The sequence below is a fragment of the Curtobacterium sp. MCLR17_045 genome, assembly GCF_003234405.1.
Lineage (GTDB): Bacteria > Actinomycetota > Actinomycetes > Actinomycetales > Microbacteriaceae > Curtobacterium > Curtobacterium flaccumfaciens.
On sequence record NZ_QKTB01000005.1, the window covers coordinates 88590 to 103780 of the forward strand.

13 protein-coding genes are annotated in these 15191 nt (G+C 71.5%); 7 read left to right on the forward strand and 6 right to left on the reverse strand.

What is annotated here, in order from left to right; all coding sequences use genetic code 11:
• Positions 1 to 64: 64 nt before the first annotated feature.
• A complete protein-coding gene (locus DEJ05_RS05600) occupies positions 65 to 907 on the reverse strand; it encodes a helix-turn-helix transcriptional regulator (protein ID WP_111047264.1) in 843 nt (280 codons plus the stop codon).
• A gap of 101 nt (positions 908 to 1008) precedes the next feature.
• Here DEJ05_RS05600 and DEJ05_RS05605 point away from each other — a divergent pair, with 101 nt between their 5' ends.
• Positions 1009 to 1749, forward strand: coding sequence for an SDR family oxidoreductase (locus DEJ05_RS05605; protein WP_111087864.1), 741 nt, complete (start codon positions 1009 to 1011; stop codon positions 1747 to 1749).
• 153 nt (positions 1750 to 1902) lie between these two features.
• Here the strand turns inward: DEJ05_RS05605 and rsmA are convergent, their stop codons facing one another.
• The 4 genes from rsmA to rsmI all read right to left on the reverse strand — a co-directional run bounded on the left by rsmA (position 1903) and on the right by rsmI (position 6210).
• A complete protein-coding gene (gene rsmA / locus DEJ05_RS05610; RefSeq protein WP_111030773.1) occupies positions 1903 to 2754 on the reverse strand; it encodes a 16S rRNA (adenine(1518)-N(6)/adenine(1519)-N(6))-dimethyltransferase RsmA in 852 nt (283 codons plus the stop codon).
• Positions 2755 to 2756: 2 nt separating this feature from the next.
• Positions 2757 to 3689, reverse strand: coding sequence for a TatD family hydrolase (locus DEJ05_RS05615; RefSeq protein ID WP_111109959.1), 933 nt, complete (start codon positions 3687 to 3689; stop codon positions 2757 to 2759).
• On the reverse strand, positions 3686 to 5254 hold the full coding sequence (metG, locus tag DEJ05_RS05620) for a methionine--tRNA ligase (protein WP_111109960.1): 1569 nt from the start codon (positions 5252 to 5254) through the stop codon (positions 3686 to 3688). The genes DEJ05_RS05615 and metG overlap by 4 nt, the downstream gene beginning before the upstream one ends.
• A 134-nt stretch (positions 5255 to 5388) precedes the next feature.
• Positions 5389 to 6210 (reverse strand): 16S rRNA (cytidine(1402)-2'-O)-methyltransferase, encoded by an 822-nt coding sequence (gene rsmI, locus DEJ05_RS05625; RefSeq protein WP_111030770.1) that lies wholly within the window; start codon positions 6208 to 6210, stop codon positions 5389 to 5391.
• Between the two features lie 142 nt (positions 6211 to 6352).
• Here rsmI and DEJ05_RS05630 point away from each other — a divergent pair, with 142 nt between their 5' ends.
• Positions 6353 to 7984, forward strand: a complete 1632-nt coding sequence (locus DEJ05_RS05630; protein WP_111109961.1) for a dolichyl-phosphate-mannose--protein mannosyltransferase — start codon at positions 6353 to 6355, stop codon at positions 7982 to 7984.
• 136 nt (positions 7985 to 8120) lie between these two features.
• Here DEJ05_RS05630 and DEJ05_RS05635 read toward each other — a convergent pair whose 3' ends face one another.
• Positions 8121 to 8783 carry a TetR/AcrR family transcriptional regulator gene (locus DEJ05_RS05635; protein ID WP_111024668.1) on the reverse strand — a complete coding sequence of 221 codons (663 nt, stop codon included), beginning with the start codon at positions 8781 to 8783 and terminating at the stop codon, positions 8121 to 8123.
• A 171-nt stretch (positions 8784 to 8954) separates the two neighbouring features.
• Here DEJ05_RS05635 and DEJ05_RS05640 point away from each other — a divergent pair, with 171 nt between their 5' ends.
• From DEJ05_RS05640 to DEJ05_RS05660, 5 genes are all read left to right on the forward strand, one after another.
• The gene (locus tag DEJ05_RS05640) at positions 8955 to 10496 is read left to right on the forward strand and encodes an MFS transporter (RefSeq protein ID WP_027466052.1); all 1542 of its coding nucleotides are present in this window, start codon (positions 8955 to 8957) and stop codon (positions 10494 to 10496) included.
• A gap of 217 nt (positions 10497 to 10713) precedes the next feature.
• Complete coding sequence (locus tag DEJ05_RS05645; RefSeq protein ID WP_181440665.1) at positions 10714 to 11574, forward strand: sulfurtransferase; 861 nt, start codon at positions 10714 to 10716, stop codon at positions 11572 to 11574.
• A gap of 74 nt (positions 11575 to 11648) precedes the next feature.
• Positions 11649 to 12716, forward strand: coding sequence for an NAD(P)-dependent oxidoreductase (locus DEJ05_RS05650; RefSeq protein WP_111110002.1), 1068 nt, complete (start codon positions 11649 to 11651; stop codon positions 12714 to 12716).
• 4 nt (positions 12717 to 12720) lie between these two features.
• Positions 12721 to 13251 carry an AAA family ATPase gene (locus tag DEJ05_RS05655; RefSeq protein ID WP_111109963.1) on the forward strand — a complete coding sequence of 177 codons (531 nt, stop codon included), beginning with the start codon at positions 12721 to 12723 and terminating at the stop codon, positions 13249 to 13251.
• 91 nt (positions 13252 to 13342) lie between these two features.
• On the forward strand, positions 13343 to 15175 hold the full coding sequence (locus tag DEJ05_RS05660; RefSeq protein WP_111109964.1) for a thioredoxin domain-containing protein: 1833 nt from the start codon (positions 13343 to 13345) through the stop codon (positions 15173 to 15175).
• Positions 15176 to 15191 lie beyond the last annotated feature (16 nt).

A 15191-nucleotide genomic window follows, 5' to 3' on the forward strand; every position in this document is an offset into this window, starting at 1 on the left:
ACCTCGCACCGTGCGGGGTCGACCAACCTCGCACGAGCCGAGCGAACCCGCACCGTGCGCAGTGTCAGCCGGCGAAGGTCTGCTGTCCGACGACGCCGAGGAGCTCGAGCTTCTGCGCGTCCTCCGACCCTGGAGGCGCCGTGAACAGCAGCAGTGCCTGCGCCTGGTCGTCGGTGTGCAGCACCTGGCAGTCGACGGTGATGCGGCCGAGCTCCGGCTGCACGATCGTCTTGTTGTCCGACCAGCGCGTGGCCACCTCGTGCTTGGCCCAGAGGTCGCGGAACTCGGCACTGCGCGTCTGCAGCTCGGCGATGAGTTCGGTCGCCCGACGGTCGCCCGGACCCGCGAGCCCGACAGCCGCGCGGAGCGATGCGACCACCACCCGACCCAGCCGCTCGTGCTGCTCGGGTGCGTACTTCGTGAGCTCCTCACCCGTCACGAACCACCGCCACGCCTGGTACCGGCGGTTGCCCGGCAAGCCGACCGAGCTGCTGAGGAGCGCCGCCGCGAGCCGGTTCTCGACCAGGGTCTCGCCCAGGTGACTGACGACGATCGCCGGGGTGTCCTCGAGCCGGTCGAGCACCCGCAGGATCGCCGGGTCGACGTGGTCGGCGCGGTGCATCCGGGTCGGGGCGTTCTGCCCGGACAGGTGGAACAGGTGGTCGCGCTCGTCGAGGCTGCACCGCAGGGCCCGGGCGATCGCGGCGATCATCTGCTCGGACGGCTGCGGACCGCGCTGCTGCTCGAGTCGCGTGTAGTAGTCGACGGACATGCCGGCGAGGGCAGCGACCTCTTCACGGCGCAGCCCCGGGGTCCGGCGTCGTGGACCCTGCCCGAGACCGACGTCCTCGGGGCGCAGCAGCTCACGGCGACGGCGGAGGAAGTCGGCGAGCGCGGCACGGTCCATGGGTCGATCATCGTCCGCTTCCTGCACGGGTGCCAGGGATCGCCGATCCCCCGATGACCGCGCTCTGGTTGCGACCCTGTCCACGGAGCATCGTGGTGGTCATGGACATCACGAACTCCACCGTCTTCATCCCCGGCGCGACCTCGGGCATCGGTCTCGCGCTCGCCCAGCGCCTGCAGGCCGCCGGCAGCACCGTCGTCATCGGCGGCCGCCGCCAGGCGCTCCTCGACTCCCTCGCTACCGAGCACGGCTTCGGCACCGTGCAGATCGACGTCGCCGACGCGGCGTCCATCGAAGCCGCCGCCACCTCGGTGCTCGAGGCGTACCCGTCGCTCGATGCCCTCATCACCATGTCCGGGATCATGCGCGACGAGGACCTCCGCGACCCCGAGCACATCCACGACGCCCTCGAGCTCGTCCAGACGAACCTGGTCGGCACGATCCGCCTCATCGACGCGTTCCTGCCGCACCTGCTCGCCCAGCCCTCGGCCACCCTGATGACCGTCACCTCCGGTCTCGCGTTCGTCCCGCTCACCGCATCACCGACGTACAGCGCGACGAAGGCCGGTGTGCACGCCTACACGCAGGCCCTCCGTCAGCAGCTCGTGGGGTCGTCGCTCGAGGTGCTCGAGCTCGCCCCGCCGGCCGTCATGACCGACCTGATGGGCGGCGCCGACTTCGGTGGGATGCCGCTCGACGCCTTCGCCGACGAGGTCATGGCGCTCATCGAGTCCGGCGCTGCCCCGGAGATCCTGGTGCAGAACGTGCACCCGCTGCGCTTCGCCGAGCGGAACGGCAACCACCAGCAGATCCTCGAGATGATGGCGTCCCGCGAGCACTGAGTCGGGCGGCCCGCCGGCGTTCGCACCGTGCGAGGTTCCGTGTTCGGTGCGAGGCACTTCGGCTCGCACGGAACACGGAACCTCGCACCATCGCGGTCGGCTGGCTCGCAGGCGACGCGCCAGCTGCGCACCCTTCGCCGGGCGAGGAACGAGCTACTCCGCGGCCGCCAGGACCGTCCGCCCGAGCCGCACGAAGTCGTCCACACCGATCGCCTCGCCGCGGGCGGTCGGGTCGATGCCCGCCGCCGTCAGGACCTCGGACGCGTGCGCACTGCCGCCGAGCACCCCGGACAGGCTCTGCCGCAGCATCTTGCGCCGCTGCTGGAACGCCGCGTCCACCAGCGTGAACACCCGCGACCGCAGGAGCTCGTCACCCGGGGGCTCGTGCCGGTCGAACGCCACCAGGACACTGTCGACGTTCGGCACCGGCCAGAAGACCTGACGGCTGACCAACCCGGCGGTGCTCCACGACCCGTACCAGGCGGCCTTGACGCTCGGCGAACCGTAGACCTTGCTGCCCGGACCGGCGGCGAGCCGGTACCCGACCTCGGCCTGCACCATGACGAGCGACCGCTCGATCGACGGGAAGGTCGCGAGCAGGTGCAGCAGCACGGGCACGGAGATGTTGTAGGGCAGGTTCGCGACGAGGTGCGTCGGCTCGACGTCGAGGTCCGCGGCGGCGACGGTCATGGCGTCCTGCTGCACGACCGTCAGCCTGGCGTCCGGCTGCATCGACGACACCGTCGACGGGAGCTTGGCGGCCAGGCGCTTGTCGATCTCGACCGCGGTGACGGGGGCGCCGGTCTCGGTGAGCCCGAGCGTCAACGAACCGAGCCCCGGCCCGATCTCGAGCACCCGTGCCGACGGGGTCACACCGGCGACCGACACGATCCGCCGCACGGTGTTGGCGTCGTGCACGAAGTTCTGCCCGAGCTTCTTCGTCGGGGTGACGTCGAGTTCGGCCGCGAGCTCCCGGATCTCCGCCGGGCCGAGCAGGGCACCCACGACTACTCCTCCACCGTCACGGGCTCGGCGTCCCACGCGCCGTAGACGAGCTCGGTGTTCGAGGCGATCTGGGCCGCGAGCATCGAGGCATCCGTGCCGAGCGTCTCCGCCATCGACCGCAGGGTGAGCGGGATGAGGTACGGCGCGTTCGGGCGGCCACGGAACGGGGTGGGCGTCAGGAACGGTGCGTCGGTCTCGATCATGATCAGGTGCCGCGGGGCGACGACCAGGGCTTCACGCAGCAGTGCGGCGTTCTTGAACGTCACGGTGCCGGCGAAGGACATGTACCAGCCGCGCTCGGCGCAGAGCCGGGCGAGGTCAGGGCCGCCGGAGAAGCAGTGGAAGACGGTGCGCTCCGGAGCCCCCACGCGGTCGAGGACCTCGACCACGGCGTCGTGCGCGTCGCGGTCGTGGATCGTCAGCGCGAGGTCGTGCTCCTTCGCGATGCGGATGTGCTCCTCGAACGAACGGACCTGGGCGTCACGGCCGTCCTCGCCGGTGCGGAAGAAGTCGAGGCCGGTCTCACCGATCGCCCGGACCCGCGGCAGCCCAGCAAGACGCTCGATGCCAGCGAGGTGCTCGTCGAGCAGCCCCTGCTCCTGCAGCACGGGCGCTTCGTTCGGGTGCAGCGCGACGGCCGCCAGGACCCGGGGCTCCCGAGCCGCGATCGACGCGGACCACTCCGAGGTGGCGAGGTCGGTGCCGACCTGCACGACACCGCGCACGCCGACGCTCGAGGCACGGTCGAGGTGCTCGCGGTACTCGAGCGGACCGTCACCCCCGTCGCCGACGCCGTCGGCGATCTCCATGTGGGTGTGGTTGTCGTACACCGGAACGACGAGCGCCTGCGGCAGCGGCGGGTACGTCAGGTCGCGCTTCGAGCCACCGGACGCCCCGTCACCGCGGGACCGGACGTGCGACTCGGCGTCGGTCACTCGGAGACCTGCTCGATCCGGGGGAACAGCCCGCTCTCGAGCGGCACCACGTGCGACGCACCCTGCCAGTCGTACGCGCGGTCGACCCGCTGCTCGGCGACGGACCCGCCGGCGCCGATCGAGGCCCAGAGCTTCTCGGTCGCCTTCGGCATGACCGGGGACAGCAGGACGGTGACGGTGCCGAGGCCGCGGAGCGCGGTGGTCAGGACCGTGCCGAGGCGCTCGCGGTTGGCGTCGTCCTTCGCCAGGGCCCAGGGCGCCTGCTCGGTGATGTACCCGTTCAGGGCGTCGACGAGCTCCCACACGCTCGCGATCGCCTCGTGCGGGGCGAAGGCGGCGATGGCGGCGTCGGCACGCTCGGTGACCGACACGGCCAGCGCGTCGATCGCCTGGTCGGACTCGGTCAGTTCGCCGCGCGCCGGGACCTCGCCGTCGCAGTACTTCTGCAGCATGGCGACCAGGCGGGACGCCAGGTTGCCGTAGCCGTTCGCGAGCTCGGCCTGGTAGCGCGCCGAGATGTCTTCCCAGCTGAAGTTGCCGTCCTGCCCGAAGGTGATGGCGCGCAGGAAGTAGTAGCGGAAGGCGTCGGACCCGAACGTGTCGGTGATCTCGGACGGCGCGATGCCGGTCAGCTTCGACTTGGACATCTTCTCGCCGCCGACGAGCAGCCAGCCGTGGCCGAAGACGCGCTCCGGCACGGGCAGCCCGGCGGCCATGAGCATCGCCGGCCAGATGACGGCGTGGAAGCGGGCGATGTCCTTGCCGACGATGTGCACGCTCGGCCAGAGGCGCTTGAAGGCCTCGTCGTCGTCGGTGCCGTAGCCGAGCGCCGTGACGTAGTTGAGCAGGGCGTCGAACCACACGTACAGCACGTGGTCGCTGTCCCACGGGATCGTGATGCCCCAGTCGAAGCTGGAACGCGAGATCGACAGGTCGCGGAGCCCCTGCTTGACGAACGAGATGATCTCGTTGCGGACGCTCTCCGGCTGGATGAACAGCGGGTTCGACTCGTACAGGTCGAGCAGGCGCTGCTCGAAGTCGGACATCCGGAAGAAGTAGTTGCGCTCGGCCAGCACCTCGACCGGGATCGAGTGGATCGCGCAGACCTGCTGGCCCTCGTACGCACCCGTACCGGCGACCAGGTCGCTCGGCTGCTTGTACTCCTCGCAGCCCACGCAGTAGAAGCCCTCGAACTCGCCGGCGTAGATGAAGCCGTCGTCGTACAGCTTCTGCAGGAACGCCGTCACGCCGCGCTCGTGCCGTTCGTCAGTGGTGCGGATGAAGTCGTCGTTCGCGACGTCGACCGTGTCGAGCAGTGGCTTCCAGGCGTCGTTGACCAGCCGGTCGGCCCATTCCTTGGGCGAGACGTCGTTCGCCGAGGCGGTGCGCAGGATCTTCTGCCCGTGCTCGTCGGTGCCGGTGAGCAGCCAGGTGTCGTCACCGCGCTGCCGGTGCCAGCGTGCGAGGAAGTCCGCGGCGACCTCGGTGTAGGCGTGCCCGATGTGGGGCACGTCGTTCACGTAGAAGATCGGCGTGGTGATGCTGAACGAGGACCCGGCGGACATGCGGACCATCCTACGGGCGCACCGAACCCTGATGACGCGTGCGGCGGTGGACTGTGGAGAACCGGGTCCGGGAGGCCCGTGACGGGCCCGCCCCGCGCCTCCAGACCGGCGGACGCGAACGTGACGAGCCCCGCTCAGCGCGCCGCGAGCGCCCCTTCGTAGAGGTCCCGCTTCGACAGCCCGGTCGCGTCCGCGACCGCCGCGGCGGCCTCCTTCATGCGCATGCCGGCGGCCACCCGCTCGAGCACCAGGCGCACGCCGTCGTCGAGCGTGGCTTCTTCGGTGGCCTCCGCGGCGCCGGCGACGACGATGCAGATCTCACCCCGCACACCCTCGGACGCCCACGCGACGAGTTCGTCCAGCGGCCCACGGCGGACCTCTTCGTACAGCTTCGTGAGCTCACGGCAGACCGCGGCGCGTCGGTCGCCCCCGAACCCGACGGCCATGTCCGCCAGGGTCTCGGCCAGCCGGTGCGGCGACTCGAAGAACACCATCGTCCGCTGCTCCCCCGCCAGCGACTGGAACACCCGGCGACGCTCGCCGGCCTTGCGGGTCGGGAACCCCTCGAACGTGAAGCGGTCGGTGGGCAGCCCGGACACGGCGAGCGCCATGAGCACGGCCGACGGCCCGGGCAGGGCGGTGACGGTGACCCCGGCGGCCGCGGCGGCCTCGACGAGCGGGAAGCCGGGGTCGCTGATCGCGGGCATGCCCGCGTCGGTCAGGACCACGACGTCCTCGTCGCGGGCGAGCTCGACGACCTCGGACGCCTTCGCCCGCTCGTTGTGCTCGTGCAGGGCGATGAGCCGCGGACGGTTCTCGATGCCGAGGGCGCGCATCAGGTGGATGGCGGTCCTGGTGTCCTCCGCCGCGACGACCGTGGCGTTGGAGAGGGTCTCGACGAGACGGCGCGAGGCGTCCCCGAGGTTGCCGATGGGCGTTGCTGCGAGGACGATCACGCACCCATTGTCCCCGCACGGCGACGCCGGCGCGGCCCGGGGCGGCCGCGCCACGGCGACACCGGGGTCGACCGGCGCGCCCCGCGGCGCGTGCACGCCCGTCGCAGCGGGGACATGTGGTCGATCCGTAGGATGCTCAGCGATGACCAGCGAGCTGACCGACGACCGCACGGCCGTGCCCGACGGGCCGGTCGGCTCGCGCCTGGACGACTGGTGGGGGCGGGTGCTCTCCACGTCGCAGCGCGTCGCCGTGTGGCGGTGGACGGGTCCGCTCGCGGTGACACTCCTCGCCGCCGTGCTGCGGCTGGTGAACCTCGGCAACCCGCACTCGCTCGTGTTCGACGAGACGTACTACGTCAAGGACGGCTGGTCGATCGTGCACCTCGGGTACGAGGGCACCTGGCCCGCGAACCCGAGCGGTGACGGCGCCCCGACGACCGACGACCGGTTCGTCCGCGGTGAGACGGACATCTTCACGAGTGCCGCGGAGTTCATCGCGCACCCGCCGCTCGGCAAGTACCTCATCGGCCTCGGGATGCTGCTGTTCGGGGCGGACAACTCGTTCGGCTGGCGCTTCACGGTGGCCGTGCTCGGCATCGCGACGGTGTTCCTCACCGCCGTGATCGCCCGGTCGCTGTTCCGTTCGACGATGATCGGCACGCTCGCCGGCTTCCTGCTCGCGATCGACGGGCAGGCGATCGTGATGTCGCGGGTGACGCTCCTCGACGGCATCCTGACCTTCTTCGTCATCCTCGGCTTCGGGGCGCTGCTGCTCGACCGCCGGCAGAGCCAACGGCGGCTCGACGAGTGGGTCGCCGCCCGCGCCGCCGCGGGCCGGACCACCCTGTGGGGGCCGGTGTTCTGGTGGCGGCCGTGGCTGTTCGCGATGGGCCTGGCCCTCGGGCTGGCGGCGGCGACGAAGTGGTCGGGGATGTACTTCCTGGCGTTCTTCGCGGTGTACTCCGTGCTGAGCGACATGATGATGCGCCGCCGTGCCGGGGTCGAGTTCTGGTCGTCGAGCGCGCTGCTGCAGCAGGCACCGGTGTCGTTCCTGCTGACCGTGCCGATCGCCGCGGTGACCTACGTGGCGTCGTGGACCGGCTGGTTCGTGTCGAAGGACGGATGGGACCGCAATTGGCTGTCCTCGGGCGGCGATCGCTGGACCGGGCTGCTCGCCTGGGTGCCGGACAGCCTGCAGAACTGGTGGCACTACCAGTCGGAGATCTACGCCTTCAACATCGGGCTGCACACCCCGCACTCGTACCAGGCGAACCCGCTGCTCTGGCTCGTGATGCAGCGCCCCACGTCGATGTTCTACGTCGGCACGGACGCCGGGCAGGACGGCTGCTGGGCGAACCGCTGCGGCGAGGCGATCACCGGCATCGCGAACCCGTTCATCTGGTACGCCTCGGTCATCGCGACGGTGGCGCTGCTCGTGCTCTGGGTCCTGCGCCGGAAGTGGGAGTACGGCTTCGTCCTGCTCGGCGTCGCGGCGGGGTACCTGCCCTGGCTGATGTACGTCGACCGGACGGTGTTCCAGTTCTACACGATCGCCTTCGAGCCCTACATGGTGATGGCACTGGCCGCCGCGATCGGGTTGGTGCTCGGCAGGCGGAGCGACGAACGGTCACGACGGTCGCGGGCGATCCTGTGGGTCGGCGTGTACCTGGGCGTCGTCGTGCTGGCCTCGGTCTACTGGTACCCGATGTGGACGGCGATGCAGGTGCCGTGGGACTTCGTCCGGTCGCACTACTGGATCCCCAGCTGGCTGTAGCCGGCCGGGCAGGGCTGGCAGGTCCAGCCGGTCTGGTCGGGCTAGCCGCGCTCGTCGCGCTGGGCGCTCTGGTGGCGACCACCGCCGGACTGGAGGCCCGTGGCGGCGCCGCCACGGGCCTCCAGTCCGTCGCGGGTCAGGACTGCGCGTGCAGCGCGCGCTCGATCGACTCGCGGTCCAGCGGGTCGCCGAGCATCGGCGCGGTGTCGTCCGTGCCCGGCAGGACGCCCTGGATCAGGAGTTCCGCGTAGCGGCGCCAGGCATCAGGGTCGTGCTCGCGGGTGGCGTCGGCGACCGCACCGACCATCGCGGTGAGCATCGGCAGGTCCCGGTAGTCGAAGCCGGGCCGGACGACGCCGGCGGTCTCGGCGCGGCCGATGATCGCGGCGACCTGCCGTTCGAGCCGGTCGCGCTCCTGCACGATGGACGGACGGGCCTTGCCGGCACGGACGATGGCGTCGGCGAGGGCACGGTCGCGTGCACGGAACGCGAAGACGCCCATCAGGTACACCCGGAGCGCCTCGCGCGGATCGGAGACGTCCGCGGCGCGCGCTGCGGCGTCGTTCATGGCCTCGAACTTGGTGGCGAGCAGCGCCTCGATCAGGGAGTCCTTGTCGGCGAACCGTCGGTAGACGGTGCCGACCCCGACGCCGGCCTCGTGCGCGATGTCGTTCAACGTGACGGAGAGCCCGCGCTCCGCGAAGCACTTGCGTGCCGTCTGCAGGATCAGCTCGCGGTTGCGCGCTGCGTCGGCGCGCAGCGGTCGCTCGAGGTCGGACGCGGACTCGGTGGTGCTCACGATCCGACCGTAGTTGCACTTTCTGGGAACAAGTGGATGCCCTCCTTCCGTTTCGGTCTACACTGACCACAAACGGATGCATCGCATCCGGTTTCGTCACCACCACATCTCGGGAGTGCCCGACGGCGCGCACCTCCACCCCACCCTCCAACCTTCTCGAAGGAGGCTGCCGTGACGGCAGAACACACCGTGCCGACCCCCACCGGGACAGCACCCACGACTCCGGGCACCACCCCCGCCAAGAGCAACCACCGCTGGATCGCCCTGGCGGTCATCGCCCTCGCACAGCTGATGGTCGTGCTCGACGCGACCATCGTGAACATCGCCCTGCCCTCGGCCCAGGCCGACCTGGACTTCGGCACCGACCAGCGACAGTGGATCGTCACCGCGTACTCGCTCGCGTTCGGCTCGCTGCTGCTGCTCGGCGGTCGTCTCGGCGATCTGTTCGGCCGCAAGAACACCTTCATCATCGGGCTGGTCGGCTTCGCCGTCGCCTCGGTGCTCGGTGGCCTCGCCGACTCGTTCGGCCTGCTCGTCGCGGCCCGCGCACTGCAGGGTGTCTTCGGCGCGCTGCTCGCCCCGTCCGCGCTCGGCATGCTGACCACCACGTTCCGCGATCCCAAGGAACGCGGTCGCGCGTTCGGCATCTTCGGGTCCATCGCCGGCTCGGGTGCGGCCATCGGCCTGCTGCTCGGCGGCGTGCTGACCGAGTACGCCTCGTGGCGCTGGTGCCTCTACGTCAACGTCGTCTTCGCCGTGCTCGGCGTGATCGGCGCCCTCGTCTTCATGGAGAAGCCGCCGAAGGTCGAGCGTCCGCGCATCGACGTCCTCGGGGTCATCACCATCACGCTCGGGCTGGTCGGCGTCGTCTACGGCTTCTCGAACGCCGAGACGAACGGCTGGGACTCCCCCGTCACGATCGCCATGCTCGCCGGCGGTGTCGTGCTGATCGCCGCGTTCGTGTTCATCGAGACCCGCGTCGCCCACCCGCTGCTGCCCCTGCGCGTCGTGCTCGACCGTGACCGCGGCGGCTCGTTCATCGCGATCGGCCTCGTCGCGATCGGGATGTTCGGCATCTTCCTGTTCCTGACCTACTACCTGGAGCAGACCCTCGGCTTCAGCTCGCTGCAGACCGGTCTCGCGTTCCTGCCGATGCCGCTGTCGATCATGATCTCGGCGACGCAGATCGGTGGCCGCCTGCTGCCGCGCGTCGGGCCGAAGGTGCTCATCTTCGCCGGTGGCCTGGTCGCCGCGACCGGGCTCCTCCTGCTGCTCCGCACCGACCTGGACAGCTCCTACGCGGGCACCGTCCTGCCGGCGCTGATCGTCATCGGCCTCGGCATGGGCACGATCTTCTCGTCCGCGATGAACACCGCGACGACCGGGGTCGCCCGGGCCGACGCCGGTGTCGCCTCGGCGACGGTCAACACCATGCAGCAGATCGGTGGCTCGATCGGTACGGCGCTGCTGTCGACGATCTTCGCGGACGTCGTGTCGAACAGCCTGTCCGGGCTGACCGCCGCCCCGACGAAGCTGCAGCAGGCCCAGGCCACGCTCGACGGGTACCACGTGGCGTTCGGCATCTCGGCCGGTGTGCTCGTGCTCGTCGCCCTGGCCGGCGGACTGCTCATCAACCGGCAGTCGGTGCGGGTCGAGCGGCTCGCCCGTGCCGGGTCCGCCACGACCGGGAGCATCCCCGCCGCGGCGCACTGACGCTGGCGGTTCGCTGCGCGTCTTCGGCCCGTTCCGGTTCTGCCGGGGCGGGCCGTCGTGCGTGTGGGGCTGCGGGGCGGCGACACCCGTTCCACGACGATCCACCTGTCGAACGACGCGTGCATCGTCGATCGATGCGCACGCACTCGGTGCCTGCGGTTGCGCCGTGTGTCCACGTCCCTGGCCCACGTCAGGGGTGCGGATTATGGTGTGCGACATGGCCCCCGTCCTGACCTCACCACTCGTGTCGACGCAGTGGCTCGCAGACCACCTCGGTGCTGACGAGCTCGTCGTGCTCGACGCCTCGGTGCACACGGTCGGGGCCGGGTTCGACACCAGCTGGCTCCCCGGGCGGGACGCCCACGAGCAGCGCGGCCACGTGCCCGGCGCCCGCTTCGCCGACCTGATCGACGACTTCTCCGCCGCCGACGCCGACGTCCCGTTCACCCGCCCCGGTGCCGAGCGCTTCGAGGTCGCCGCGGCACAGCTGGGCGTGACGAACACCTCGACCGTGGTGGTCTACGACGACAGCGTCGGCGAGTGGTCGGCACGCCTGTGGTGGATCTTCCGTTCGTTCGGCTTCGACTCGGTCGCGGTGCTCGACGGTGGCTTCACGAAGTGGCGCGACGAGGGCCGCCCGGTCCGCGTGGGCGCGCTCCACACTCGCGCGACGCCGTCCGACCCCGATGCCGGTGCGTTCCTGGCCAGCGAAGAACGTGCGCTCTGGGCCGACCACGATCGGGTCACCCGTGCGGTCTCCGGCGAAGAGCCGGCATCCCTGGTGTTCGCCGCGCCCTGGGCGGCCCTCGGTGACGACCACCCGCCGATCGTGCCGGGCAGCACCCCGATCACGGCGGACACCCTGGTGGATCCCGAGACGAACGCGTACCTGCGCGGTGCCGAACTCGAGCGGGCCTTCGCCGCGGTGATCGGTGCCGACGAGATCGTCACGTACTGCGGGGTGGGCAGCGCCGCGTGCGTCGACGCCCTCGCCCTGACGGTGCTCGGACACGACCGGGTGAAGGTCTACGACGGTTCGCTGGCCGACTGGTGGCGGCACGAGCAGCTCGCCTCCTGACGGAACCGATCGCGGAACGACGGCCGAGGACCGACCGCCGCGAGCCGACGGCCGCGCCGCACTACCGTTGCACCATGAGCACCAGACGCGCGGTCATCCTCGGCGGCACCGGCGGGATCGGCTCGGCCGTCGCACGAGAGCTCCTCGACGCCTCGGGCCGGGGCGGCGACGACTGGCAGGTCGACGTGGTCGCACGCCGAGGTGGCCCCGCAGCGGACGCTCTGACCGCAGCCGGCGCCGTGTTCACGCCCGGCGACCGCCGCGACCGTTCCGTCCTGCGCGACCTGCTCCGCCCCGGAGCCGATCTGCTCGTCGACACCGTCGGCCTGACCCGCGACGACGCCCAGCAGCTCCTGCCGTTCCTCGACGACGTCGGCTCGACGGTCTTCGTCTCGTCCAGGTCGGTGTACGCCGACGAGCAGGGCCGGCACGCGAACTCGCTCGACAAGCCGGTGTTCGGCGGCGCGGTCACCGAGATCCAGCCGACCGTCACCGCCGGCGACGGGGACCCGACGAGTCGTGACGGCTACGGCGCCGCGAAGGTGGCGGCCGAGCAGGTCCTGCTCGACCACGGCGCCCCGGTCACGGTGCTCCGCCCGTCGAAGGTGTACGGCGTCGGCATCGGCCGCCCGCGGGAGTGGTTCGTCGTCCGCCGTGTGCTCGACGGCCGGGAACGCATCCTGCTCGCCGGCCACGGCCGCGGCGTCGACCACACGACGGCGGCGAGCGGCATCGGTTCGCTCGTCCGACTCGTCGCGGACGCGCCGGACCGCCGGATCCTCAACGTCGCAGATGCCTCGGCCCCGACCGCGCTCGAGATCGTCCGCACGATCGGCGGACACCTGGACCACCGGTTCGACGAGGTCCTGCTCGACGAGGACGCGCCCGCGTTCGTGGGTGGCACGCCGTGGTCGTCACGACCGCCGTTCGTCCTCGACACCACGGCGGCACGCGCCCTCGGATGGGAACCACCGGAGTTCGCGACCGCCGTCGCCCCCGAACTCGATTGGCTGGTCGAGACCGCCCACGCGACGCCCGCCGACGGCGACGTCCCGTGGGCCGACGACCCGTTCTGGGAGCACATGTTCGACTACGGTCCCGAGGACGCCGCACTCGCACTCCTCTCCCTCAACCTGGGCTGACACGGTGCCCCGGTCCGAGGTCCTGTTCATCGGCGGGCGCTCCGGCGTGGGCAAGTCCACGGCAGCCGAGGCGCTGCACGACCTGCTCGTCGCGGCGGACGTCCGGCACGCGGTGATCGAGGGCGACCTGCTCGACCTCGCGCACCCGGCACCGCACGTCGAACACCCCGAGGCGCGCCTCGCCGAGCGGAACCTCGCCGCGATCTGGGCCGGCTACCGGGCGATCGCGCACCACCGGCTCGTCTACACGAACACCGTGTCCGTGCTCGAGCACGAGCGCCTCGCTGCGGCGATGGGCGACGATCCGCTGGTGCGCGTCGTCCTGCTCCGCGCATCCGACGGCGCGACCGCCGACCGGCTCGCACGACGAGCGGGTGGCGCGGTCCCGCAGGCGCAGCTCGCGCACAGCACGCGGACGGCCGGGAGGCTCGACTCGGCCACCGCGGACACGGTCACCCGGGTGGACACCGACGGCCAGAGCCCCGCCCAGGTGGCCGCACGGCTCGCGTCAGTCACGGGGTGGCTCGAGGGCTGATCTCCCCGCACGGCCTGTGCAGAGTGGGCGTTCCGTCCACAGTTGTCTCCGGGCGGTGGTCCGCCCAGTCGCGGGCGGGCACGCTGGAGCCATGAACGACAACCGCCTCGGCACCTCGGTCAGCCCGTACCTGCGTCTGCACGCCGACAACCCGGTGGACTGGCGCGAGTGGGGTCCCGAGGCGTTCGCCGAAGCGCGCGAGCGCGGGGTCCCGGTGCTGGTATCGGTCGGGTACGCCACGTGCCACTGGTGCCACGTCATGGCACGCGAGAGCTTCGACCACCCGGAGATCGGCGAGCTGCTCCGGCGGGACTTCGTGTCGGTGAAGGTCGACCGCGAAGAACGGCCGGACGTCGACGCGAGCCTGATGGCCTCGGCGAGTGCGTTCACGCAGCAGCTCGGCTGGCCACTGACGACGTTCCTGACGCCCGACGGCCACGTCTTCTTCGCGGGGACGTACTTCCCGCCCACTCCCGTCGGGCAGGTCCCGGCGTTCCGGCAGATCCTGGCCGCGGTGCTCGACGCCTGGACCGAGCGTCGGCACGAGGTCGACGCGAACGCCTCGGCCATCGCGACGGCGATCCGGCAAGGCGCCGTGGCGGACGCTGCCACCCGCTCGGGCGAGGGCGGTATCGGAGCCGACCCGGGCCTCCCGTCCGTCGATGCCATCCGGGCCGTCACTGACCAGCTGTCCCAGGCAGAGGACACCACCTACGGCGGTTTCGGCGGCGCGCCGAAGTTCCCGAGCACACCGTTGCTCGAGTTCCTCGCCGACGCGGCGGCCGACGGCGACGCCGAGGCCGACTGGCTGCTCGACCGGTCGTTGCACGCGATCCGCGCGTCCGAGCTGACGGATGCCGACGGCGGCGTCTTCCGGTACGCCACCAAGCGCGACTGGAGCGTGCCGCACTACGAACGGATGCTCTACGACAACGCGGGGCTGCTCGCGGTCGCGGGTGCCGAGCAGGCCCGCGGCATCGCCGACTTCCTCCGCGACACCCTGCGCCGTGCCGACGGGGCCTTCGTCGCCGCGCAGGACAGCGAGTCGACCATCGACGGCCGTCGGGTCGAGGGCGAGTGGTACCGCCGACCGATCGCCGAGCGCGCCCAGCTCGACCCGCCACCGCTGGACGACCAGGTGCTCACTGGCTGGAACGGCCTGGCGATCCGGGGGCTCGCGATCGCCGGCGCACGGCACGGCGACACGGAACTCGTCGCGCTCGCGCGGGGAGCGGCGGATGCGGTCCTCGCCGCCCACGTGCAGGACGGCCACGTGACGGTGCGGTCCAGCACACCGCGCGGGGCGTCCTCCGCACCGGCCACCGTGGAGGACGTCGGACTGCTCGCCGAAGGGCTGCTCGAACTGGCCCTCGTGACGGGCGAGGTCTCCTACGCGACCGTCGCACGCTCGCTCGTCGACGACGGCCTGGCCGAGCGCTTCGACGTCGACCCGGTGCTGGACGCGGCGGGGACGGCCACGGGCGAACAGCCGCAGACGGCGATGCGGTCCGGCACCGTGGCGCTGGCGTCGGCCGCCGCGACGCTCGGGGCACTGACGGGCGACGAGGCACTGCGGGTCGCCGCGGCACGACTCATCGCCGACCGCGCCCGCACCGGGACCGAGCGACCCCTCGGTCACGCGGATGCCCTCGGTGTCACCCTCGCCCTGCAACGGCCGTCGCGCGAGATCGTCGTCGTCACGAGCGGCACCGACGACCCGATGCGGGCCGTGGCACACCGTGTTCGGCGCCCCGGTACGGTCGTCGCCACCACGACGCCGGAGCAGGCACGCGACTGGGCCGAGGCGGGGTTCTCGGTGTTCGAGGGACGCGACGTGCTCGACCCTGCCGCGTACGTCTGCCACGACCGGGTGTGCGAACTGCCGTCCCGGTCGGCGGACGCCCTGGCCCAGCAGATCGCCTGACGCGCCTCCCGCCCGG

Bases quoted from the DNA above. Each gene is read 5' to 3' on its own strand.
- DEJ05_RS05600 (WP_111047264.1), bottom strand. From the start codon at position 907: ATGGACCGTGCCGCGCTCGCCGACTTCCTCCGCCGTCGCCGTGAGCTG.
- DEJ05_RS05605 (WP_111087864.1), top strand. From the start codon at position 1,009: ATGGACATCACGAACTCCACCGTCTTCATCCCCGGCGCGACCTCGGGC.
- metG (WP_111109960.1), bottom strand. From the start codon at position 5,254: ATGTCCGCCGGGTCCTCGTTCAGCATCACCACGCCGATCTTCTACGTG.
- DEJ05_RS05630 (WP_111109961.1), top strand. From the start codon at position 6,353: ATGACCAGCGAGCTGACCGACGACCGCACGGCCGTGCCCGACGGGCCG.
- DEJ05_RS05645 (WP_181440665.1), top strand. From the start codon at position 10,714: ATGGCCCCCGTCCTGACCTCACCACTCGTGTCGACGCAGTGGCTCGCA.
- DEJ05_RS05650 (WP_111110002.1), top strand. From the start codon at position 11,649: ATGAGCACCAGACGCGCGGTCATCCTCGGCGGCACCGGCGGGATCGGC.
- DEJ05_RS05660 (WP_111109964.1), top strand. From the start codon at position 13,343: ATGAACGACAACCGCCTCGGCACCTCGGTCAGCCCGTACCTGCGTCTG.